The sequence below is a fragment of the bacterium genome (assembly GCA_028820935.1).
In the GTDB taxonomy this organism is placed as follows: Bacteria; Actinomycetota; Acidimicrobiia; order Spongiisociales; family Spongiisociaceae; genus Spongiisocius.
Map to the genome: position 1 here is coordinate 52611 of JAPPHZ010000038.1, position 20667 is coordinate 73277.

Annotated in this window: 23 protein-coding genes; 9 read left to right on the top strand and 14 right to left on the bottom strand. The window is 67.1% G+C overall.

What is annotated here, in order from left to right; all coding sequences use genetic code 11:
- Nucleotides 1-23 precede the first annotated feature (23 nt).
- Complete coding sequence (locus OXM57_11365) at nucleotides 24-194, bottom strand: hypothetical protein (GenBank protein ID MDE0353276.1); 171 nt, start codon at nucleotides 192-194, stop codon at nucleotides 24-26.
- A gap of 198 nt (nucleotides 195-392) precedes the next feature.
- Between OXM57_11365 and OXM57_11370 the strand changes: the two genes are divergently transcribed.
- Complete coding sequence (locus OXM57_11370) at nucleotides 393-707, top strand: antibiotic biosynthesis monooxygenase (protein ID MDE0353277.1); 315 nt, start codon at nucleotides 393-395, stop codon at nucleotides 705-707.
- A 15-nt stretch (nucleotides 708-722) separates the two neighbouring features.
- Here OXM57_11370 and OXM57_11375 read toward each other — a convergent pair whose 3' ends face one another.
- The 4 genes from OXM57_11375 to OXM57_11390 form a co-directional block, all read right to left on the bottom strand.
- Nucleotides 723-1862 carry an ergosterol biosynthesis protein gene (locus OXM57_11375; protein ID MDE0353278.1) on the bottom strand — a complete coding sequence of 380 codons (1140 nt, stop codon included), beginning with the start codon at nucleotides 1860-1862 and terminating at the stop codon, nucleotides 723-725.
- Nucleotides 1863-1934: 72 nt separating this feature from the next.
- On the bottom strand, nucleotides 1935-3089 hold the full coding sequence (locus OXM57_11380; protein ID MDE0353279.1) for an aminotransferase class I/II-fold pyridoxal phosphate-dependent enzyme: 1155 nt from the start codon (nucleotides 3087-3089) through the stop codon (nucleotides 1935-1937).
- Nucleotides 3071-4051: an acetamidase/formamidase family protein gene (locus OXM57_11385; protein ID MDE0353280.1), complete on the bottom strand. Its 981-nt coding sequence runs from the start codon at nucleotides 4049-4051 to the stop codon at nucleotides 3071-3073. The genes OXM57_11380 and OXM57_11385 overlap by 19 nt, the downstream gene beginning before the upstream one ends.
- Nucleotides 4048-5106, bottom strand: a complete 1059-nt coding sequence (locus OXM57_11390; GenBank protein MDE0353281.1) for an ATP-binding cassette domain-containing protein — start codon at nucleotides 5104-5106, stop codon at nucleotides 4048-4050. The genes OXM57_11385 and OXM57_11390 overlap by 4 nt, the downstream gene beginning before the upstream one ends.
- A 142-nt stretch (nucleotides 5107-5248) precedes the next feature.
- Between OXM57_11390 and OXM57_11395 the strand changes: the two genes are divergently transcribed.
- Complete coding sequence (locus tag OXM57_11395) at nucleotides 5249-5788, top strand: pyridoxamine 5'-phosphate oxidase family protein (protein ID MDE0353282.1); 540 nt, start codon at nucleotides 5249-5251, stop codon at nucleotides 5786-5788.
- A gap of 73 nt (nucleotides 5789-5861) precedes the next feature.
- On the opposite strand, the gene OXM57_11400 is transcribed toward OXM57_11395, so the two are convergent.
- The 5 genes from OXM57_11400 to OXM57_11420 are packed head-to-tail and all read right to left on the bottom strand — an operon-like array spanning nucleotide 5862 to nucleotide 9709.
- Nucleotides 5862-6680 (bottom strand): alpha/beta fold hydrolase, encoded by an 819-nt coding sequence (locus OXM57_11400; protein ID MDE0353283.1) that lies wholly within the window; start codon nucleotides 6678-6680, stop codon nucleotides 5862-5864.
- 15 nt (nucleotides 6681-6695) lie between these two features.
- The gene (locus tag OXM57_11405; protein MDE0353284.1) at nucleotides 6696-7718 is read right to left on the bottom strand and encodes an alcohol dehydrogenase catalytic domain-containing protein; all 1023 of its coding nucleotides are present in this window, start codon (nucleotides 7716-7718) and stop codon (nucleotides 6696-6698) included.
- Nucleotides 7718-9118 (bottom strand): amidase, encoded by a 1401-nt coding sequence (locus tag OXM57_11410; GenBank protein ID MDE0353285.1) that lies wholly within the window; start codon nucleotides 9116-9118, stop codon nucleotides 7718-7720. Before OXM57_11410 ends, OXM57_11405 begins: the two co-directional genes overlap by 1 nt.
- Nucleotides 9119-9126: 8 nt before the next feature.
- Nucleotides 9127-9324 (bottom strand): hypothetical protein, encoded by a 198-nt coding sequence (locus tag OXM57_11415; protein MDE0353286.1) that lies wholly within the window; start codon nucleotides 9322-9324, stop codon nucleotides 9127-9129.
- A complete protein-coding gene (locus OXM57_11420) occupies nucleotides 9317-9709 on the bottom strand; it encodes a RidA family protein (GenBank protein MDE0353287.1) in 393 nt (130 codons plus the stop codon). The genes OXM57_11415 and OXM57_11420 overlap by 8 nt, the downstream gene beginning before the upstream one ends.
- A gap of 67 nt (nucleotides 9710-9776) precedes the next feature.
- Between OXM57_11420 and OXM57_11425 the strand changes: the two genes are divergently transcribed.
- The 4 genes from OXM57_11425 (at nucleotide 9777) to OXM57_11440 (ending at nucleotide 13600) form a co-directional block, all read left to right on the top strand.
- A complete protein-coding gene (locus OXM57_11425) occupies nucleotides 9777-10610 on the top strand; it encodes a fumarylacetoacetate hydrolase family protein (protein MDE0353288.1) in 834 nt (277 codons plus the stop codon).
- Nucleotides 10611-10675: 65 nt separating this feature from the next.
- Nucleotides 10676-11491: an alpha/beta hydrolase gene (locus tag OXM57_11430; protein ID MDE0353289.1), complete on the top strand. Its 816-nt coding sequence runs from the start codon at nucleotides 10676-10678 to the stop codon at nucleotides 11489-11491.
- 79 nt (nucleotides 11492-11570) lie between these two features.
- Nucleotides 11571-12314 (top strand): glucose 1-dehydrogenase, encoded by a 744-nt coding sequence (locus OXM57_11435; GenBank protein MDE0353290.1) that lies wholly within the window; start codon nucleotides 11571-11573, stop codon nucleotides 12312-12314.
- A gap of 329 nt (nucleotides 12315-12643) precedes the next feature.
- Nucleotides 12644-13600: an NAD(P)-dependent oxidoreductase gene (locus OXM57_11440; protein MDE0353291.1), complete on the top strand. Its 957-nt coding sequence runs from the start codon at nucleotides 12644-12646 to the stop codon at nucleotides 13598-13600.
- A gap of 82 nt (nucleotides 13601-13682) precedes the next feature.
- Here OXM57_11440 and OXM57_11445 read toward each other — a convergent pair whose 3' ends face one another.
- Nucleotides 13683-14636, bottom strand: a complete 954-nt coding sequence (locus tag OXM57_11445; protein MDE0353292.1) for a DMT family transporter — start codon at nucleotides 14634-14636, stop codon at nucleotides 13683-13685.
- Nucleotides 14637-14798: 162 nt separating this feature from the next.
- On the opposite strand from OXM57_11445, the gene grdC reads away from it, so the two are divergent.
- The 3 genes from grdC to grdA all read left to right on the top strand — a co-directional run bounded on the left by grdC (nucleotide 14799) and on the right by grdA (nucleotide 17259).
- Entirely contained in the window at nucleotides 14799-16226 is a 1428-nt protein-coding gene (grdC, locus tag OXM57_11450) for a glycine/sarcosine/betaine reductase complex component C subunit beta (protein ID MDE0353293.1), read from the top strand.
- A gap of 13 nt (nucleotides 16227-16239) precedes the next feature.
- A complete protein-coding gene (locus OXM57_11455) occupies nucleotides 16240-16659 on the top strand; it encodes a clan AA aspartic protease (GenBank protein ID MDE0353294.1) in 420 nt (139 codons plus the stop codon).
- 147 nt (nucleotides 16660-16806) lie between these two features.
- Entirely contained in the window at nucleotides 16807-17259 is a 453-nt protein-coding gene (gene grdA / locus OXM57_11460) for a glycine/sarcosine/betaine reductase complex selenoprotein A (GenBank protein MDE0353295.1), read from the top strand.
- Nucleotides 17260-17358: 99 nt separating this feature from the next.
- Here the strand turns inward: grdA and OXM57_11465 are convergent, their stop codons facing one another.
- The 3 genes from OXM57_11465 to OXM57_11475 are packed head-to-tail and all read right to left on the bottom strand — an operon-like array spanning nucleotide 17359 to nucleotide 20601.
- Complete coding sequence (locus OXM57_11465) at nucleotides 17359-18762, bottom strand: amidohydrolase (GenBank protein ID MDE0353296.1); 1404 nt, start codon at nucleotides 18760-18762, stop codon at nucleotides 17359-17361.
- 14 nt (nucleotides 18763-18776) lie between these two features.
- Nucleotides 18777-19697 carry an amidohydrolase family protein gene (locus tag OXM57_11470; protein MDE0353297.1) on the bottom strand — a complete coding sequence of 307 codons (921 nt, stop codon included), beginning with the start codon at nucleotides 19695-19697 and terminating at the stop codon, nucleotides 18777-18779.
- 4 nt (nucleotides 19698-19701) lie between these two features.
- Nucleotides 19702-20601 carry an amidohydrolase family protein gene (locus OXM57_11475; GenBank protein MDE0353298.1) on the bottom strand — a complete coding sequence of 300 codons (900 nt, stop codon included), beginning with the start codon at nucleotides 20599-20601 and terminating at the stop codon, nucleotides 19702-19704.
- Nucleotides 20602-20667: the final 66 nt, after the last annotated feature.

Consider the following 20667-nt stretch of genomic DNA (forward strand, 5'->3'; position numbering starts at 1 on the left):
GGCTGGCCCTGAGGAGATCCGGGTTAGTCGGCTAGGAAGAGAGCTGCCATGGATGCGCCGAAACCCATCGTGGAGATGGCGACCACGATAAACCATCGGATGAGACGGTTGATGGCCTTCTCTACATTCGCTTCAGCGGTAGCGATGGCCTCTGCGGCCTTGGCGCCTGCGTATCCTGCGGTGGCAGCGGGCATCCCCATCCCCTCTCGTGCTCTTCAACTATAGGAGGGTGCTGAGAAAGACGAGATTGGTTGGCCCGCGACACTTCTCGCGCGCTCTTTTCCGGCAATCGGGCCAACGGGACATTTCTCAGTACCCTCCTAGCGTACGATGGTTAGGGTATATGGGGATAAAGGAATATAGAAGCCCTATGACAACCTGGAGGATTGGCTGTGAGTGTCGTCAAGATCAACGCCATCACCGTGCCGGATGGAAGAGGTGCGGAGCTGGAGGCGCGGTTTGCGGCGCGGGCTCGTGAGGTGGACGGCGTGGAGGGCTTCGAGGGGTTCGAGTTGCTGAGGCCGGTGGACGGCGAGACCCGCTACTTCGTGTACACCAGGTGGAGGTCGGAGGAGGACTTCCAGCGGTGGGTCAGCAGCCGGGAGTTCCGGCGGGGCCACAAGGCGCCGGACGCGGGTTCCGACAGCCGGCCGGTCGGAGTAGCGTCAGAGTTGCTGTCGTTCGAGGTGGTCGAGCCCGCTACCTGAGGGTGCGACGGGTTCTCAGTAGATCCAGGGGTAGATCCGGTACTTCACCCGTGCCTTGTACTCGGCCCACATCTCCGGGCCGTACTTCTCTTCACAGAACTTGTTGTCGTAGCGTTCACGAGTGGTGAACATGATGACCACGAAGATGAAGTAGGTCCAGGCCCACAGGTTGGTGAAGTGGCCGAACGCCAGGGCCATCCCCAGCGAGATGAACCCCTCACCCCCGTAGTTCATGTGGCGGGACAGGCCCCAGAAACCGCTGACCAGGAGCTTGCGGTCGCCGGCCTCGATGTACTCCGGCTCGATGAGGCCGAGGAACTTGCGGTCGGGCCAGCGCTTGAACGTGTACTTCTGCATGGCGGCGCCACGGGACATGCCCCACCCGAAGAGGAAGCTCACCGACGCCCCGATCAGCCAGACATACCTGCCCGGTCCGGAGAATCCGGGGTCCGGGTGGACGGCCATCCCCCACAGCGGGATGGTGAACATCCAACCGTAGATCAGGAGCCCGCCCCAGAACATCTTGAATCCCATCCGCTCATGGATAAGATCGTATGTATACAACTGGACGCGCTCGAATATGAAGTAATCCACGATATACCATGTGAAGAACGCGGTATACAGGACAACACCGGGGTTGGCGTCCTCGCCGAAGCGGTCGTAGTGGTAAGCCACCGCGGACCAGCCGTTGAGCACCAGCATCGTCCCGCCCACCACATAGAAGTACATCTTGATATCGATGCGCTGGTTGAAGAAGGACAGCTCCTGGGCCCGTCCGATCCACAAGGCCAGTAACGGGTTCTTTTCCTCACCCGGTGGCTGGCTGTAGACGGCGATGATGGCGAGGATCAGGGTGACCACCGTTCCGCCGGCCACGGCGTAGAGGGTGGACCGGTAGAACCAGTCGCGCGGCATCCCGGTGAGCTCGAAATACCACACGATCAGCACGATTGCGAAAACCAGGAGACCGTTCAGCCGGTATTTGCGAGGTTCGCCGGTCTCCGGATTGATGACGTAGCCGGGGACCCAACGTCCCGGCACCACGAGCTGTAGCACGAAGAAGCCGGCGAATGCGACCAGCGGGGTCAGGAATCCCCAGATCGCTTCCGACCCCGAAAGCTCGACAAGGTGGCCGATACCAAGCCATTCGAACATGACCGAAATCCCTTCCCCCAGCGATGTCGTGATTGACGATAGCCTCAATCAGTCACCGGTCGCGGATCGGTATCAGGCGCCCCACTCCTTGATGGCCGTGGCCAGGCGGGTTACGCCTTCCAGGAGGGGTTCGGTGGCGGTGGCCAGTGACAGGCGCACGTAGGCGGTGCTCCCGGGGCCGAACGTGTCGCCGGGGACCACCGCCACGCCCCGTTCCAGCACCAGGCGGCGGGCGAATTCCAGCCCGCTCAGGCCGCTTCCGCTGACGTCGGCCATGAGGTAGAAGGCGCCGGTGGGGCGGACGTGGGGGATACCTTCGCGCTCGAGTAGGTCCACGACCCGGTCGCGGCGCCGCCGGTAGGCGTTCCGCATGACGGGCACCATGTCCTGGGGACCGGTGATGGCGGCCACGGCTGCCTTCTGGGCGGGGGCGTTGACACAGGACGAGATCGGTTCCTGGGTCTTGATCACGTTCTCGGTCAGGTCGGGCGGGGTGACCAGGTAGCCGACGCGCCAGCCGGTCATCGCGTAGGTCTTGGAGAAGCTGAAGAAGGTCACCACCCGGCCGTCCGGGTCGAGGGGGCCGGCGGAAACGTGCGGGTCATCGAACCAGATCTCGTCATACACCTCGTCCGACAGCACCCACAGGTCATGGGCCCGGGCGAGCTCAAGCAGCTCCATCAGTGCCTCCCGGGTGGTGGTGGCGCCGGACGGGTTGCCGGGCGAGTTCAGCAGCAACACCTTGGTGCGGTCGGTGATGTAGGGCTCGATCCGGGCGGCGTTCGGGATGAAGTCGTCCTCCGCCGACAGCGGGAACAGGCGGGGAGTGATCCCTTGCAAGGCCATCATCAGGTGGTAGTTGGGCCAGCTGGGATCGCTCAGCAGCACCTCGGCGCCTGGATCGGTAACCGCGGCCAGGGTGCTGTAGAGGCCGACCACCGCGCCGGGCGTCACCACGATCTGGTCGGCCGTGGTTTCGATGCCGTTACGGTCCCGTACCTTCCCGGCCAGCACCTCCCTCAGTTCCGGGATCCCGGCGTTCGGCGTGTACCGGGTGAATCCGTCCACGGCTGCTCGATGGGCGGCCTCCACGACGTGGTCGGGGGTGGCGAAGTTGGGCTCGCCGACCTCCAAGTGGACGACCTCCTCGACCGTCCAGGCCAACTCCATGATCTCCCGGATGCCTGACCGGCTCATCGACTCCACGGCTACGGACGGCTTGGCCATGGGGCAACCTCCTCCACGTAGCGACGTTCGATCTTTGCCAGGGCAGAGTAGACCGGCGGTACCACCTGGCCCACCCGAACGGTACCGGCCGCACCCAGCAGGCGGTAGGCCTCGGCCAGTGAAAAACGGCCCGTATGGCGCATCCGGCGGGCAAGATCGTCGTAGGCCGCCCGGACCAGATCCTCCAGATGGCCGGGTCCGGGGGCCACACTGGCCCATTCGGTAGCGGTATTCACCTGGGGCAGGCCGCAGAACCCCGCCCGGGCCGGATCGCTGCGCCCGAAGCGGAGCGTGACGTCGGCCTGGCATTCGATGGCCGAGCGGTGGATCTCAGCGTCTCCCTGCGCGAGATGGGCGTCTCCCAGGGACACCATGCCGCCGTCCACCCCCGCCCTCAGGACAACGGTGGCGCCTGCCATCACCTCCGGCAGGTCGACGTTGCCCAGGAACTCCGCGCCCTGCCGGAATGACAGGACCGGGTCACCGGCGGGCGCCACCCCCAGCGTGCCGACGAAGGGCCGGTACGGAACGGTCACCGGTCCCCGAGCGGTCGGGATCTCCACCCGGTCGCCGATGCGGTGGCAGATGACGGTCTCCGCGGTGAGGGACGGGTGGAGGGTGGGCGTGGTCGTCATGTACCCGAAGCCGGTGACGGGGGCGCCTGCGACGTGTTCGATGTGCACCTCCACGCAATCCCCGGCGCGCACGCCTTCGATGGCGATCGGTCCGGTCACCGGGTTGGCGCCGCCGATGCGGTCCATCACGTCTTCGAGCGTCTCGTAGACCACCTCGGGCCCGGTGATGGTTCCGCTGTGGGCGTCCTCGGTCTCGACCAGGATCGATTCGCCCTGCGCCACCGTGATGGCGGGCGCGAGCGAGGCATCGAACTCGAAATGGGTCCGATCACGGGCGACCCGCCGGAGACCGGCGCTCCGAAGCCCCGTCGCGGCCGGACCGCTCAGATGATGGCCTTGGCTTCGGCGAAGTGGCAGGCCACCAGGTGGCCGGGCGCCTCCTCCTTCAGGGCCGGCTCCTCCGCCCGGCAGATCTCCTTATCCCTCCCGATCGGGCATCGGGTGTGGAACCGGCACCCGGGCGGTGGGTTGAGCGGGCTGGGTACATCACCCTCCAGCAGGATCCTGGAGCGTTGCCGCTGGACCTTCGGGTTGGGCGTGGGCACTGCCGACAGGAGCGCCTGGGTGTAGGGGTGCATGGGCGCCGTGAACAGGCGGTCGGTGCTGGTCTGCTCCACGATCTTGCCCAGGTACATGACCGCGGTGTCGTCGCAGATGTGACGAACCACCGCCAGGTCGTGGGCGATGAAGAGGTAGGTCAACCCCAGCCGGTCCTGCAGTTCCTCGAGGAGGTTGAGGACCTGAGCCTGGATGGAGACGTCCAGGGCCGAGACCGGCTCGTCCAGGATCAGGAAGCCCGGATTGAGCGCCAGGGCCCGGGCCACGCCGATCCGCTGCCGCTGCCCGCCCGAGAACTCGTGGGGGTAGCGGTCGGCGACGTTGGGGTTCATCCCCACCAGCGAGAGCAGCTCGCCCACCCGGTCGCCCCGCTCCTTCCTGGTGAGAGAGGTGTGGACATGGAGCAACTCACCGATCGCTGTCCCCACCGACATGCGGGGATTGAGCGACGCGAATGGGTCCTGGAAGACGATCTGCATGTGGCGGCGCAGTTCCCGCAACTGCCTGCGGTCCGCCGCGATGACGTCTATCCGCTCGCTGCCTCCCCCGTCGAGCGGACGGGTGAGAACCACCTCACCCGACGTGGGCTCGATGAGGCGCAGGATGCTACGGGCGGTTGTCGACTTGCCGCATCCCGACTCGCCGACCAGACCGAGGGTCCGCCCGGCGCCGATCTCGAAGGAGACGCCGGCCACCGCCGACACTTCTCCCTTCTCGCCACCGAAGACGCCGCCTCCCACTAGGAATGTCTTGACCAGATCCCGGACCGCAAGAGCTACCTCGTGGCTGCCGTTGGCGGCGGCGGGCGGGGAGACGGAAGGCATTGGCGGCCAGTTTACATTGTCGCCACCTGAGCGCCCGAGGAGCGGCGCTCTCTATGCCGGTCAGCCCACGCGGATAGTATGGAGGCTCATGGTCGATGGGAGCGATGCCACCGACTGCCGGCGAACAGAAAGGCGACACGGAATGGCCGAGGATTTTCGGGGGAAACTGGGGGGACTGGAAGGCGAGGAGTTCGATGCCTTTCTGGAGGGTAGCTACCTGGCCCGGGTGGCCTGCCTGACGCCCGATGGCGCCCCGTACGTCATTCCCCTCTGGTACCAGTGGGACGGCGAGGCGATGTGGTTCGTGGGTCGCCAGCGGGCGGTGTGGTGCGAGTACATGAAGGCCGACCCGCGGGTCTCCGTAGTGGTGGATGCCCCCCACAGCGAGCCGGACGAGATGGGCCGGAGCGTCGAGATTCCCAAGGTGATCATGCAGGGCATGGCCGAGATCGTCGAGGAACCCAATGTCGGTGGCCACTGGGTGGAGGTCGCCAAGGAGATGTCCTACCGGTACCTTGGCCCCAACGGTCCGGAATACCTGACCGGCACCATCAACCAGCCCCGCTGGCTGATCAAGGTGGTGCCCAGCGAGGTCACGAGCTGGCAGGGAGTGGGCTGGGCCCGCCGCTACTGGGTCGAGGGCACGGGCGGCGCCAGCTACGACGAGGCCCACGGCAGGTAACTCCTCCCGGCCTCATGGCCCGGGTGGCATTACCGCGGCGCGCCGCACGGGCTGAAGGTTGCGGGCAGGGCCGTCAGCCGAGGCGCTTCAACCAACCGAGAGTGAATTCGTTCCACTCGTCGGCCATCTCGTAGAAGGCGATATGGCTCGACGCGGGGCCGGTGAACACATGCATGGTCGAGCCTGGGATCCGCCTCTGGACCTCTAGCCCGTAGCGGGTGGGTACCTGCCAGTCCACCTCGCCCGAGGTGATCAGGGTGGGTACCCGGATCAGGTGCAGCCGGTCGAGCGTGTCGTGGGTCTTGTCGGCGTGGAAGTGCCCCAGCATCCCGTCGCGGCTGGGCGGATGGGGGTTCTCGAAGATGAACCCCCGCTCGAAGGCGGCCACGTCGTCGGGGCGCTCGTTGATGAAGTGAGGGCTGGCCACCCACAGCAGCGCCGTACGGATGTACATGGCGTAGTCCTCGTGGAGCACGGGGAGTTCGTTGGTGTCGATCATCCTGATGAACCACTCGTCCGAATAGCCCCACGTGCAATGGAGCTGCACCGAAGCCACCTTGGACGGATGGTTGATGGTCAGTTCCTGGGCGGTGGCGCTCCCCAGCGAGAGCCCCGATACGTGGGCCCGCTCGATACCGAGGTGGTCCAGCAGGGCGGCCGCGTCATCGCCCAGTACCCGCATCGAGTAGGTGGTGGGATCCGCGGGCCGGGTGGTCTGGCCGGTGCCTCTGGCGTCATAGGTGATCACCGTGTAGTCGTCGCGGTATGCCGCCACCTGCCCCGCCCAGGTTGAGTGGTCGGCGGCGGTGCCCATGATGAGCAGCAACGGGTCGCCGGTTCCCTCCACCTCGTAGTACATGTCGATTCCGGTCGGTAACGATGCGAACGGCACGGGTTCGCCCTCCTTCTATACGTCGGTGGGTGGGCCGAGGCCTGTGGACATCATGATCTTGGCATCGGTACGAGCTCCCGTGGCCAGGTCCTCGAAGGCGCGGGCGGTGTCCTCGAAGCTCTCCTCGCTCCCGATCAGCCGGTCGAGATCCAAGCGCCCGGCGGCGAGGTGGCCGGCGGCCTCCTCGAACACGGCGTCCGGATAGCAGAAGCTGCCCACGACCATCCGCTCGCTGACCACCACGTCGAAGAGCGGGATGCTCACCTCGGGAAGCCCCAGCCCCACGAAGCAGGCCACTGCCGCCTTTGGGATGTTCTGGATGGCGGCGTAGGCGGTGGCGGTGATCCCCACCGCGTCGAAGGAGACATCGAACGGGCCGGCCTCGTCGACCTGGCCGGGTTCGAGATCCCTGAAGCCTCCGGCCCGGGCCAGCGTCCGCCGGGAGGGCATGGGATCCGACACGCTCACCGAGGCGGCTCCTTCCAGGCGGCAGGTCTGGGCGATGGACTGGCCGATCATCCCTCCTCCGACCACGAGAACGTCCTGGCCGGGCCGGACACCCGCCCGGCGGGTGGCCTGGAGGGCCACCGCCATGGGCTCCACGCCCGCGCCCCACAGCATGCTCAGCTCGCCCAGCGGCACCACCCGGGCGGCGGGGACCACGATCGCATCGGCGAAGGCGCCCTGGATGTCGGGCGTCACGCCGATCACCCTCAGGGCCGCGCAGTGGTTCTCGAGCACGTGTCCGCAGGCCCCGTCGCATGGCAGGCTGGGGTTGAACGTGACCGGCGTGCCGACCTCCGGACCGTCGACCCCCGGGCCCCGAGCCTCGACCCAACCGCTCGCCTCGTGACCCATGATCATGCCGGGAAGCCGCCGTCCCGATTCGCCGGTGTAGCCGTGCAGGTCGGATCCGCAGATACCCACGTGGGCCATCCGGAGCCGGACCTCGCCTGGTCCGGGAACCGGGCGAGGCCGGGTCTCGATGTGGAACCGATGGGGTCCGTCGAACACCAGGACCCGCATGTCGCTTGGCACTAGCCGTCTACCCGGACCGGCGGCCGGTGGTCCGACCAGGTCGTGGTCGCCTCGTAGGCGGCGCCGATCCGAAGGACCATGACCTCATCGAAAGGACGCCCGGCGATCTGGAGGCCGATCGGTAGGCCGTCCCGATCGAACCCGCACGGGACGGTGAGCGCAGGCTGGCCGCTCAGGTTGAAGGGGGCGGTCGTACGCACGTAAGAAGTGATCACGCCCTCCTCCATCTCCCCGTAGTCGATCATCTCCTGGTCGGCAAGGGCGGCCGTAGCGGGCAGGGTGGGGGTTATCGCTGCGTCCAGCCGGTCCCGGGCGAACGCCCGCCGCAGGGCTTCACGGATGACCCGGCGGGCGCCGAGGCCCCTGAGGTAGTGGGTCGACGGCAGGATCGTGCCGATGGTGAACAGCTCGCGGATGTCCGGAGAGATCAGTTCCGGCGACTCCCGGAGCAGCCGACGGTGGTAGGCGGCGGCCTCGGGTCCGACGATGGAGAACTCGGTGTCAAGGGTGAAGACCAGTTCCGGGACGTCGACGGGAACCACGTCGGCCCCGAGCCCTTCCAGGTGCTCGACCGCATCGCGGAACGCCCGCTCCACGTCTTCCTGCATCGGGGTGAAGGGCGGCGTCGCCATGATGCCGAGCCGCAGCCCGTCCACCCCACGGCCCAGCTCCGCGGAGTAGTCGGGTGGGGGAGTGGGCTCGGTCGGAGGATCGGCCGGATCGTGGCCCGCCAGGATCTGGAGCGTGGTGGCGCAGTCCTCCACGGTGGCGGCCAGCGGTCCGATGTGGTCCAGGGACCAGGCCAGGGTCTCGACTCCGGCGCGGGACACCCTCCCGAAGGTCGGCTTCAGGCCGGCGATCCCGCAGACCGACGCGGGAATCCTGATCGATCCGCCCGTGTCGCTTCCGAGCGCCATCGGCACTACTCCGGCGGCCACGGCCGCGCCGGATCCACCGCTGGACCCGCCCGGCAGGCGGGCGGTGTCCCAGGGATTGGTGGCCGGAGGGCTGGAGACGCCGCAGGCCAACTCATGGGTGGTCGTCTTGCCGACCATCACCGCGCCCGCCTCGCGCAGCCTGCCGACGACGGCCGCGTCGTGGTCGCGGGGCGTGTCGGGATAGGCAGGCGATCCGCATCGGGTGGGAAGGCCCCTCATGTGGATGATGTCCTTGATGGCGACCGGGACTCCGGTCAGCGGCCCGGCCCCCTTTCCCGAATTCAGGACCCGGTCGGCCTGCTCGGCGGCCCGCATCGCTCCCTCCCGGTCCACGAGCACGAACGCGTTGAGCCGGTCGTTGATCTGATCGATGGCATCGAGCGTGCGCCCGGTGATCTCCACGGAGGTGGTGGCGCCCTCCCGGAGTTGCCGTGCGATCCGTGCTATGGCGCGGGGTCTCACGGGTCCGGTCACCACTTCGGGGAGAAGGAGGTCGGATTTGCGGCCGGAGCATCCACCTCGTGCTTTGACAGCAACCGGCCCAGGGCCCGCGCCGCCTCGTCCCAGCCGGCGAACGTCTCGGCGACCGCCACCGGGTCGAACGCCGGTCCGGTCAGTCCCTGCCGGGCAAGGGCTTCGGCAACGGCCTCGGGAGTCGGGTCAGTCATCGGACACCACCGCGATCACGTCCACCTCCATCTTGAGGCCGGGCAGTCCTAGCGCCGCGGCCTGCATGGCGGTCACCGCCGGGAAGGGCCTCCCTGCGAACACTTCCTCGCGGACGGGAAACTCTTCGGCGATCTCGCGGATGTCCTGCATGATGTAGGTGACCTTGACCACGTCGGCGACCGAACTACCCGCCGCCTCGAGCACGTCCGCGATGTTGCGCCACACCTGCCGGGCCTGCTGTTCCACGGTGTCGCCCACGATCTCCCCGTCCCGGTCGAACGCCACCTGACCGGCCAGGTAGATGGTGTCACCGGCCCGGATGGCGTGGGAATAGGGCTCCGGAGGATCGCTTAGCGCCGCTACGTCGACCGCTTCGATCCCCAATGGCCACCTCCCTGACGCCTCTTCGGATGATATACAATGCCGCCCGACGCTACCGGGAAGGGAGTGAATGCGGATAGCTCGATTCAACGCCGGAGGTTCGGAAGGTTGGGGGTTCGTCTGCGGCGAGCAGGTCTGTCCGGTGACGGACGGAACCGACCTGATGGACGTGCTCGGTGACCGGGAGGCACTGGCCGGCCTATGCGATGCGGCCACTCCCGAGCATTCCCTCTCGGACGTGCGGCTGCTGGCGCCTATTGCCAATCCTCCCCAGTTCCTGGGCATCGGCCTCAACTACCGGCTCCATGCCGCGGAGACGGGCGCTGCCATCCCCGAGTCTCCGATCTCCTTCCCCTTCTTCAACTCCTCGATCATCAACCCGGGCGACGCCATCCGGCTGCCTCCCTTCACCGATCAGGTGGACTGGGAGGTGGAATTGGCAGTGGTGATCGGCAAGGCAGCATGCTGCGTATCCGAGGAGGATGCCGTCGACTACATAGCCGGCTACACCATCGTCAACGACGTATCGGCCCGCGATACGCAGATCAAGGACGGACAGTGGAGCCGGGCCAAGTCGTTCGACACCTTCAAGCCGATGGGACCCTGGATCGTCACGGCCGACGAGTTGGGCGCCGCCGACGACCTCGACGTGAAGCTGTGGGTGAACGGTGAGATCAAGCAGGACGGCGAGACGTCCGACCTGATATTCAACGTGCCCCGGCTGGTTTCCCACATGTCCCAGCACCTCACCCTCGGGGTGGGGGCTGTCATCTCGACCGGAACGCCCAGCGGGGTGGGCATGGCTCGCAAGCCTCCCGAGTACCTGCGGCCCGGTGATGAGGTCACCCTGGAAATCGAGGGCATCGGTCGCCTCACCAACCCGGTGGAGGCGGCCTGCTGCTAGACGCCGCAGGCCCGGTCTCGCCGACGTAGAGTTAGCCGGGCACGGCGCGCGAGGGAGGTGGTCGGATGGCGACGGTAAGGGTCAACGGAGTCGATCTCTGGTACAAGTTCTCGGGCACGGGCGAGACCGTGGTCCAGATCGGCGGGGCGGTGAGCGGCCACGAGGGGTATGCAACCATCACCCCCGGCGTCTCCGAGCACTACCGGGTGCTCGACTACGACCATCGTGGCTACGGCCTCAGCAGCCGCCCCAAGCAGCGCTACACGCTCGAAACCTGGAGCGCCGACCTGGCCGCCCTCATGGACGCCCTGGAGATCGAGAGAGCCCACATCCACGGCGGATCGATGGGGAGCTTCATCGCCCTGGACTTCGCGGCCCGGTATCCGGAGAAGACCGACAAGCTGCTGATGGGGGCGGGTGCGGTTGCCAAGTGCGACGCCATGGGCATCCACATGTTCCGCGTCTGGCAGGACATCGCCTCCGCCTACGGCGCCGTGTCCGAGCAACTGGCCAGAGAGTTGCTCACCAAGGCCTTCGGGAGAGGGCTCCTGGACGAGATGGGCGACGACATCCTCCGGGAGACCCTGGCGGTGCTGGAGCGCAACACGGATACGGACGTGTTCATCGACGCATGCCAGGCGATGATCGACACCGACGTCCGGGACGTGGTTCCCAACGTGACCGCGCCCGCCCTGGTGATGTGCGGTCGCCATGACATCCTGACGCCCCTGGACGCCGGGCCGGGAGGCGCCGGGGCCCGGTGGGTGGCGGAGAACCTCCCGAACGGCCGCTTGGAGATATTCGAGCACAGCGGCCATGGCCACTACGTCGAGGAGATCGAACGATCGGTCGAAGTCATCCTGGACTTCCTGGCCTCCTGATCCGCATGCGAGTTGAATGCTGGATCCACGAGGAGGCAATCAATCATGCCAGGTCACTACGTATTCCGGTGCTACGGGCATGAGGCTTGAGGGCAAAGCGGCGGTCGTCACCGGCGCAGGCCAGGGGATCGGGGCGGCCATCGCCCGTCTCTTCGCGGCCGAGGGGGCCAGGCTGGTGCTGGCGGACCTGAGAAGCGGCCCTGCCACAGGCATGGTGGAGGAGATCACGTCCGGCGGCGGCGAGGCTGTGTTCGTGCAGGCCGACGTCACCTCCGACGCCGACTGCAAGCGCATGATCGACACGGCGATCGAACGCTTCGGCTGCCTGGACATCCTGGTCAACAACGCCGGCATCGCTGGCAAGGGAACGGTGACGGAGGCGACCGAGGAGCTCTGGGACCGGGTGATGGCCGTGAACCTCAAGTCGATCTTCCTCGCCTCCCGCCACGCCGTTCCCCACATGGAGCGAGCCGGGGGAGGCTCAATAGTCTGCATCGCCTCGGTGGCCGGCATGACGGGGGAGAAGGGCCAGGTGGCCTACAACACCTCGAAGCACGGCGTGATCGGCCTGGTGCGGTGCATGGCCTATGACCACGCCGCGGCGGGCATCCGGGTCAACGCCGTCTGCCCGGGCGCCATCGATACGCCCCTGCTGAGCCCGCTCACCGAAGAGCGCCTGACCAGGCTGGAGGGCCTGCACATGATGCGGAGGCTCGGCCGGCCCGAGGAAATAGCCCAGGCCGTGCTGTACCTGGCCGCGGACGAGTCCTCGTTCACGACCGGCGCCGCAATGGTGGCGGACGGCGGCTACACGGCTTTCTGAGGCCTGCGAAGAGCGGTCCGGACGGAAGGGTTGAACTTGTCACACCCCCACCATATGTTGAATATCGCCAAGCACCCATGCCGGCCGCAGCTTCGACCGATCGGTTCGGCCGGGCCTGAGGGAACAAATACATGCTCAATGGAGCGAGAGCCGTCTCGTCCGGCCGCCGGGCGAGCATGGCCTGCCACGCTCCGAGCCAGGAGAGGTGGTGGCGGGGGAGGGCCCGGCGGGCGGGACCCGCTTTCCGCGTTTTTCGCGTTCTTTCGCCTGGACAGGCCACCGGTAATCGTCATGCCGCCGTCGCTCCGGGACCCGCGGGAGGTCACATCATGAAGGTTGGTTTCATCGGACTGGGCAACGTGGGCTCCAAGCTGTCGAAGAGCCTGTTGCGAAACGGATTCGAGATGGTGGTCCGGGACCTGGACCGAGTGGCTGCCCAGCCCCTGCTAGACGGCGGGGCCGGGTGGGCGGATACGAACCGGGAACTCGCCGAAGCCTGCGATCTCGTCATCACCTGCCTGCCCTCTCCCGCCGCGGTGCGGTCGGTGATGGAAGGCCCGGACGGGGTGTTGGAGGGTCTGGGCGACGGCAAGATCTGGCTCGAGATGAGCACCACCGACGAGGCGGAGGTGCGGCGTCTCGGCGCACTGGTCGTGGGCAGGGGCGCTCGCCCCATGGACGGGCCGGTGTCGGGCGGATGCCACCGGGCGGCGACCGGCAACATCTCCATCTTCGTGGGCGCCGAGCGGGAGGATTTCGAGCGGGCGCTGCCGGTGCTCACCACCATGGGCCGCCGGATCCTCCACGTGGGGGGACTCGGATCGGCCTCGATCCTCAAGGTGGTGACCAACTACCTGGCATCGGTGCATCTGGTGGCCCTGGGCGAGGCGCTGATGGTGGCCCATCGGTCCGGTACGGACCTGAACACCACCTACGAGGCGATCCGCATCAGTTCCGGCAACTCGTTCGTCCACGAGACGGAATCCCAGGTGATCCTGAACGGCAGCTACAACATCAACTTCACGATGGACCTGGTGGTCAAGGACATGTCGCTGTTCCAGCAGCTGGCCGACCACCAGGGCACGCCCCTCGAGCTGTCCCCAATGGTGCTGGACATCTTCCGCCGGGGCGAGCAGGTCTACGGGTCCAGAGCCTGGTCATCAGGAATAGTCCGGTTCCTGGAGGACGCCTGCGGTGTCGACCTGAGAGCCCCGGGCTTCCCCGAGGAAATAGTCGATACCGAGCCCGAGCAGCCCGGCTACGAAGTCGTTCCCTCCGTTATCTGACGACCCCTGTCCGGCGTTCGGTCACCGCAGGCCGCGAGTTCGCGAGATCGACATTCGCCGGGAATGAGGTGGTTGTGCTTCGTTAGATCTGGCTGGGATCGGCCTCGCTCTGCGCTTCGGCCAGGAGGCGCCGGCCCGTTCGATCCAGCACCGCTCCAACCACTCCGGCGATTGCGATGCCGCCGCCCACGAAGTGCATGGCGGTAACGGGCTCGGATAGGAGCCAGTAGGCCTGGGCGCCGGACAGAACCGGTTTGGCACTCTGCATGAGGGGTGGGATGTTGGCGGGCAGCCAGCGGTAGGCCCAGGTCATCAGCGCCAGACCGACCCCGCCGGGTATCACCGCTACGTAGGTGATCAGCAGCCAGTCACGGGCGGTCACCGAGCCCGGATCCCAGCCGGTGGGCGCCATGAACACGGTCAGGCCGATCGCTGCGATCACCAAGATGGCCCAGAGCAGCACGATGGCGTCCAGGTGGACCCTGGAGATCTTCAGGATGACCATGTAGAACGCCCAGCACACCACTCCGGCACATGCCAGGGCCATCCCGAGCAGGTCGCCTTCAAGGCCGGTGGATCCTCCGTAGGCCACCAAGCCGGCGCCGCTGATCGCCACCACCACCCACAGCCGGAAGCGGGCGCCCGGGCGCTCGCCCAGGATCGGAACGGCGATCACGCTTACGATCAGGGGCATCAGAGAGGTCAGTAGCGCTACATCCGTGACCGAGGTGAGCTTGGCTGCGACTACCAAGGCCGGCTGGAAGAACGCGACCAGGAGACCCGGCAGGATCACCCGGCGCAGCGAGGAGAGCGACGGGCGCGTCTCGGGCTTGACGGCGAGCCTCCAGATGACCACGGGGCCCAGCGCCGCCACGCCGATCCATAGACGCCAGAAGGAGAACTCGAGCCCACCGAGGCTGGTTGCCTTGATTGCTACCAGGCCGGTGCTCATGAGGCAGATGGCGGTGGCCATGGCCAGGAGCGGGATGCCGAGGCCCTCTCCGGTGAGCACTGTGGTCGGGTAACGGCGGGCCAAGCGGGGTCTTCTCCATGGTGAACCGGGCCTGGAACGCTCCTGTCCAGGGCGAGGAGAGAATACCCACCTGCTCCTGATCTTCCGATGGCGGGAGGCGGTCAGGCTACGGTTACCCTGCTTCGGCCGAGCAATCTCCGAGCAGCGAACCTGGAGACCATCCCGTTGAGCCCGACCCCCGCCATCCTCCACGCTTCCTACGCCCTCGCCCACGCTCCCGATCTGGTCAGGTACGGGTCGAAGCCGGTGCGCGAGATCGCCAGGGATCCGTCCCTCCTGCCCCGGATTGCCGGATCCCTCCGTCCGTGGGACGAAGTCGTCGCGTACCCGCCGAACCAGGTGTTCATCGGCAATCTCGCGCCGGAGGACCTGGCGTCCATCCCCCGTCCCTGGTACGAGAACACGGTCGACTCGGCAAGTCCTGCCGGGACCTTCGGGCGTATGGTCACCCAGCCTGCCCTGTACGGGCTTATGAAGCTATGTGACGACTTCGATCTGTTGGCCATCGATGAGGAGCTGGCCGAGCAGGCCGACGCTGATCTGGTCGAGTTCGATCATCGGAGGGGGCGTATCACGGGCGTCGATCCGGCCGGGTTACGGACCATCGCGGAGGAGAGTGGCGGCCTCGGTCTCCACCACGACGGGCGCCGGGCCGGGTTCATCCGCACCGCTCACGATCACGACGAGGCGCTGGCAGCCTCGGTGCTGCTGGAGAACCTGGCCGGCAAGGCGACCGCAGTCCTGGCAGTCTCCGATCTCCTAGGGAGAAGCCGCGTCGGGGCAGGTGAGATCGACTACCTGCTCAACTGTGGCGAGGAAGCGGTGGGCGACCGGTACCAGCGGGGCGGGGGCAGCCTTTCGAAGGCGGTCGGCGAGGTGGTCGGTTGCGTGAACGCCACCGGATCGGACATCAAGGCGTTCTGCTCGGCGCCGGTGCACGCGCTGATCGCGGCCGGGGCGATGGTGGCGGCGGGTGTTCACAGGTACGTGGTGGTGCTGGGCGGTGGATCGCAGGCCAAGCTCGGCATGAAGTTCGGCGCCCACCTGCGCAACGGGGTGCCGGTGATGGAGGATTGCCTGGCTTCCATGGCATTCCTGGTCGGTCCCGCCGGCGCCGGTGGCGACGGGATGGAGTTGCGGCTCGACCTCGCCGGTAAGCATCCGATAGGAGCCGGTTCCTCCCCGAAGGCGGTGTACGAGGCTCTGGTGGTGGAGCCGCTCGAGAAGGCCTGTCTCCGCATGACGGACATCGACAAGTATGCGGTGGAGATGCACAATCCGGAGATAACCGAGCCCGGCGGGAGCGGCGATGTGCCGAGGATGAACTACCGAACCCTGGCGGCGATGGCGGTGCTGCGGCGCGAGATCGGGAGGGGAGACATGGACCGCTTCGTGGCCGAGCGGGGCATGCCCGGGTTCGCCCCGACGCAGGGACACATCCCGGCCGGGGTTCCCTACCTCGGACACGCCCTGGAAGCCATGCGCCGCGGCAGCCTCGACCGGGCCATGATCGTCGCCAAGGGGAGCCTGTTCCTCGGGAGGATGACGCAGCTGGTCGACGGGGTCTCCTTCATCGTCGAGCGGCGGCGGTAGGAGTCGGAGGCCAATGATGGGCGAGATCGTGGTCGACATCGAGCTGGCGAACACGCTTGATGTCGAACTTGTCCGGCAGGGATCACTACAGGAGGCCGATGTCCGCCGGGCGACGGTCGGCGCGGTCGTGGATACGGGAGCGCTCATGCTGGCGCTGCCCGAGGATGTCGTGGAGCGGTTGGGCGTGGAGATCGTGGACAGCGGAACCGTCTCCTATGCGGACGGCCGGCGGGGCGAGTTGCCGATCGCCGGTCCCCTGACCGTGCACATCGGAGATCGTTGGACCTTCGCCCGGTGCGTGGTGGTGCCGCGGGACGCCGGCGCGTTGGTCGGTCAACTCGTGATCAACGGACTCGATCTGGTGGCCGACTGCCGGAACCAGACGCTGGGCCCCCGGCCAGAGGCGCCGGACTTCCCCGTCTTCAGGATGTAGCTGCGGCCGATCCGGCTACGACTTGCGCTGCCTGTGCCGGATGGGTGGGGAAGATAGACTCTCGAAGGCCCGCCGTGCTCACGACGTCACCGGATGCGTGACCCCCGGCGGCAAGGCCCCACGTGTCAAATTAGGAGAGGAGCGCGCATGGATCTGAACGGCAGGAGGGTGGTGGCCATAGGTGAGCGGGACGGCGTCACCGGGCCCAGCCTCAAGCTCCTGGCCGAGTCGGCAGGCGCCGACGTCGTGTTCAGCGTCACCCAGTGCTTCGTCTGAACGGCTGGGGGCGCGATGGACCTGGAGGACCAGGCGAACGTAAATCGCCTGGCCGAGACCTCCGGCACCGACGGAATGGTCGTGCTGCTGGGGCAGCCGGACGCCAACAGTGCCGGTCTCTTCGCGGAGACGGTGACCAGAGGCGATCCGACCTGGGCGGGTCCGTTGGCCGGAGTCCCGTTGGGACTCCCCGTATATCACGTATTGGAGCCGGAGATAAAGGAGCAGATGGACGGCGATCTCTACGATGAGCACGTAGGCCTGATGGAGCTATCCGCCGACGTGGACGAGATCATCAAGTGGGTCGCTGTCTACAGGGATTGATTCCGTGGCGTCGTGGAGCCACCGGCACCGATGAACAGGAGACGCTGACCTCCCTTACCCCGTGACCCGCGCAGCAGCTCCCTCAGGTCGCCCCGGCTGCTATCGCCTCCACGGTGTGAGCAGACCATGGAGCCCTGCCCGGTCGATCAGGTCCTCGGCGCGCGCCTGCGCCTCCTGCATGACCTCGTCCTCGTCGACCATCGTGCAACGCCCGTTCTCCATAGCCACCTGGCCGTCGATTATGGAGTGGACCACGTCCGATCCCCGCGCGCAGTAGGTGAGCGCCGAAACTGTCCGGTGCCAAGGCGTCAGGTGGGGGCTCTTCATGTTCACGACGATGATGTCGGCCAGCTTCCCGGGGGCAAGCACGCCTGCCTCGATGTTGGCGTAGCGGGCGCCCTCCCTCGTGGCCATCTCCAGGGCCTCCTCGCCGTTGCTGATGGTCGGCTCCAGGGTGTGGACGCGCTGGAGGAGGATGGCCTGCTTCATGACCTCGAACATGTCCTGGCGGTGGTTGCAGCACGGACCGTCGGTGCCGAGACCGATCGGGGCGCCTGAGGCGCGCAGGTCCCGGAGCCGCATCACGCCCAGCGCGATGTACTGGTGCGAGATGGGGCAGTAGGCGATGCCCGTGTCCGTCTCTCCCACGTGGTCTATCTCGGCGTCGTCGAGGTAGATCCCGTGGGCGATGGTCGCCTCCGGCCCGAGCAGCCCCTCCTGGTAGAGCCACTCGACCGGGCGGATGCCGTACTCCTCCAGGTAGGTGGGTGGGTCCTCCAGACGCTCCGAGCAGTGCGTGTGCCAGCCGACACCGGCCTCCCGAGCCAGAGCCACGCTCCTCCGCACCAGGTCCTGGTCGTTGTAGATGATGTTGAGGGGCGCCGGCCAGACCTCCACCCGGCTACCGGCCGGATACTCCTCCATCGCGGCGGTCGTGATTTCGATCTCCTCGTCGTTGGAGTAGGAGAACAGCTCGCCGGCCAGGTTGAATCGGCGGGCTATGTCGGTCGCCTCGCCGACGATGCCCCGGGCCACCGCCCCGCGCAGGCCGACCTCGTGGATGGCGCCGGCGACAGCCAGGGTGGTGTCGAGATCGGACGGCGCGTAGTGGTTGTCGACCACCGTGGTGGTGCCGGCCTTGAGGGCTTCGACCGCTCCCAGCTTGGCTCCGATCCGGCCCTCCTCCAGGTTGATGGAGATCGAGAACGGCCACATGAAGTCGGTCAGCCAGGTCCACAGCGGCATCCCCTCACCCAGCCCGCGAGCCAAGCCCTGGAAGAGGTGGTTGTGGGTGTCGATCAACCCCGGCAGCACGGCCTTCCCGGAGCAGTCGATGGTACGCCCGGCCCGGTAGCCGGCCAGGTCCTCGTCCGGGCCCACCGCCACGATCCGGTTGCCCGACACCGCCACCGACCCGGGCTCGATCACCCGGCGCTCGTCGTCGACGGTCACCACCGACCCTCCGGTCAGGAGGAGGTCGCAGTCTCGGCTTGTCTCGTTCATCTGGCGAACCTCCTTTACGCAGCGGTTTCTACCGCCCGGTCCGGGATCTTCAGGAGTCGGGATGCGGTGCGGCCCATGATGGCTTCCATCTCCTCCTCCGTCACCTCGGGACCGCCGACCTCGGCGGCCACCCGGTTGACAGCCCGGAAGATGCCGGATGCCACCCCGCCGGGTCCGGACTTCTGCTTATCGTTGTTGTCGGACCCGTAGACCGCCCGGTCCAGCGCGCCGAGGCTCCTGAGCTTGTTCAGCACCCGGTACAGATCGCGGGGATCGCCCCCCGCGTAGTAGGACAGGTCGGCGTAGAAGTTCGGGTGCCGGGCCACCACGGCGATGCCCTCGTCCACATAGGGAAAGGCCAGGTAGACGACCACCTTGAGTTCCCGGTAGCGGATCCCGAGCTCGTCGAGGAGGACCGGACGGGCGTGGGGCATCGGAGCGTTGATGATCGGGGTGAAGCCGGTGTGGGTGTGGATCGGAAGGTCGAACTCGAGGCACTTCTCGTAGACGGGTGCCAGCCTGGGGTCGGCGGGGTCGTGGTGGTGGTACGTGGGCAGCAGCTTCATCATGCGGAACCCGAACTCGGTGACGCACCGTTCGATCTCCTCGGTGGCCGCCCGCACGTCGCGGAGCGCGTCCACGCACGCCACGCCGTACAGGCGTCCCGGATGGGCGGCGCACTGGGCCGCGGTGTAGTCGTTGGGCACGTGGACCTCGTGACGGTCCGGGTGGTCCGGATGGAACGTGGTGCGGCGCAGGTCCGATCCGTGCGCCAGGCCAACATCGATACCGGCCCGGTCCAGGAGGTCCACCAAGGCCGCCCCGTCGGTCCAGACGTACTCCCCGCCGTAGGGACGGTACAGCTCCTCCATCCACCAGACGGGAGCGTGGCGGGCCGTCTCGGTGAGGTAGAGCAGCACGTCGACGGTAGGCATCGGATCAGTCCAGCTTGTACAGGCGCTGGGCGTTCCCGCTCACGATGCCGTCGATGTCCGCGGTGGTGAACGGCTCCCGGCCGGTGCGATCGGCCACCTCGTTCAGCTCGCCCAGGAGCTGGGTCCCGATCTGCTGACCTCCGCCGGTCCGGTCCTTGTCGTTGTTGTCCGAGCCGTACAGAACCCGGCCCAGGGCGCCCAGACCCCGGAGTTTGTCGAGAGCGTCGAATAGTGGCCCCGGCCCAGCCCCCATGAAGTAGGCGATGTCGGCGTGGAAGTTGGGGTGGCGGGCCACCACCGCGATGCCCTCGTCCACGTAGGGGAAGTTGATGTAGACCAGCACGCGGAGGTCGCGGTAGCGGATACCGACCCGGTCGAGCCGTTCGGGGTGGCCGTACCGGAGCGCGGCGGTGATAGTCGGCGAGTAACCGGTGTTCACGTGGGCGACGATGTCGAGTTCCAGGCAGCTCTCCAGCATGGGCGCCACGGCGGGATCGTCGATGTAGTAGTTCTGGTAGGTGGGCAGGAACTTCGAGGACCTGAAACCGTAATCCTCCACGCAGCGGCGCTGCTCGATGACCCCGGCCCGCACGTCCCGCAGCGGATCGATGTTGGCCACGCCGATCAGCCGGTCGGGGAAGAGGGCCACCTGTTCCGCCGTGTAGTCGTTGGGCACGAACACGTGGCGCTGGTCGGGGAAGTCGGGGTGGTAGGTGGTGCGGCGGATATCGGAGCCCTGCACCATCCCCATGTCCACCCCGGCCCGGTCGAGGATGCCGACGATCGCCTCCCCGTCCGTCCAGATGTACCCGCCGCCGTAGGGGCGGTAGAGCTCCTCCATCCACCAGATCGGCGCCTGCTCCGCGGAGTCGGTCAGATGGAGGTGGCAGTCGACCGTCACCATTGAACGTACCTCCCCGGTCCGAGACTCGCAGTGACTTGGGCGCTTCGTAGCGTATCAAGCAGTCAT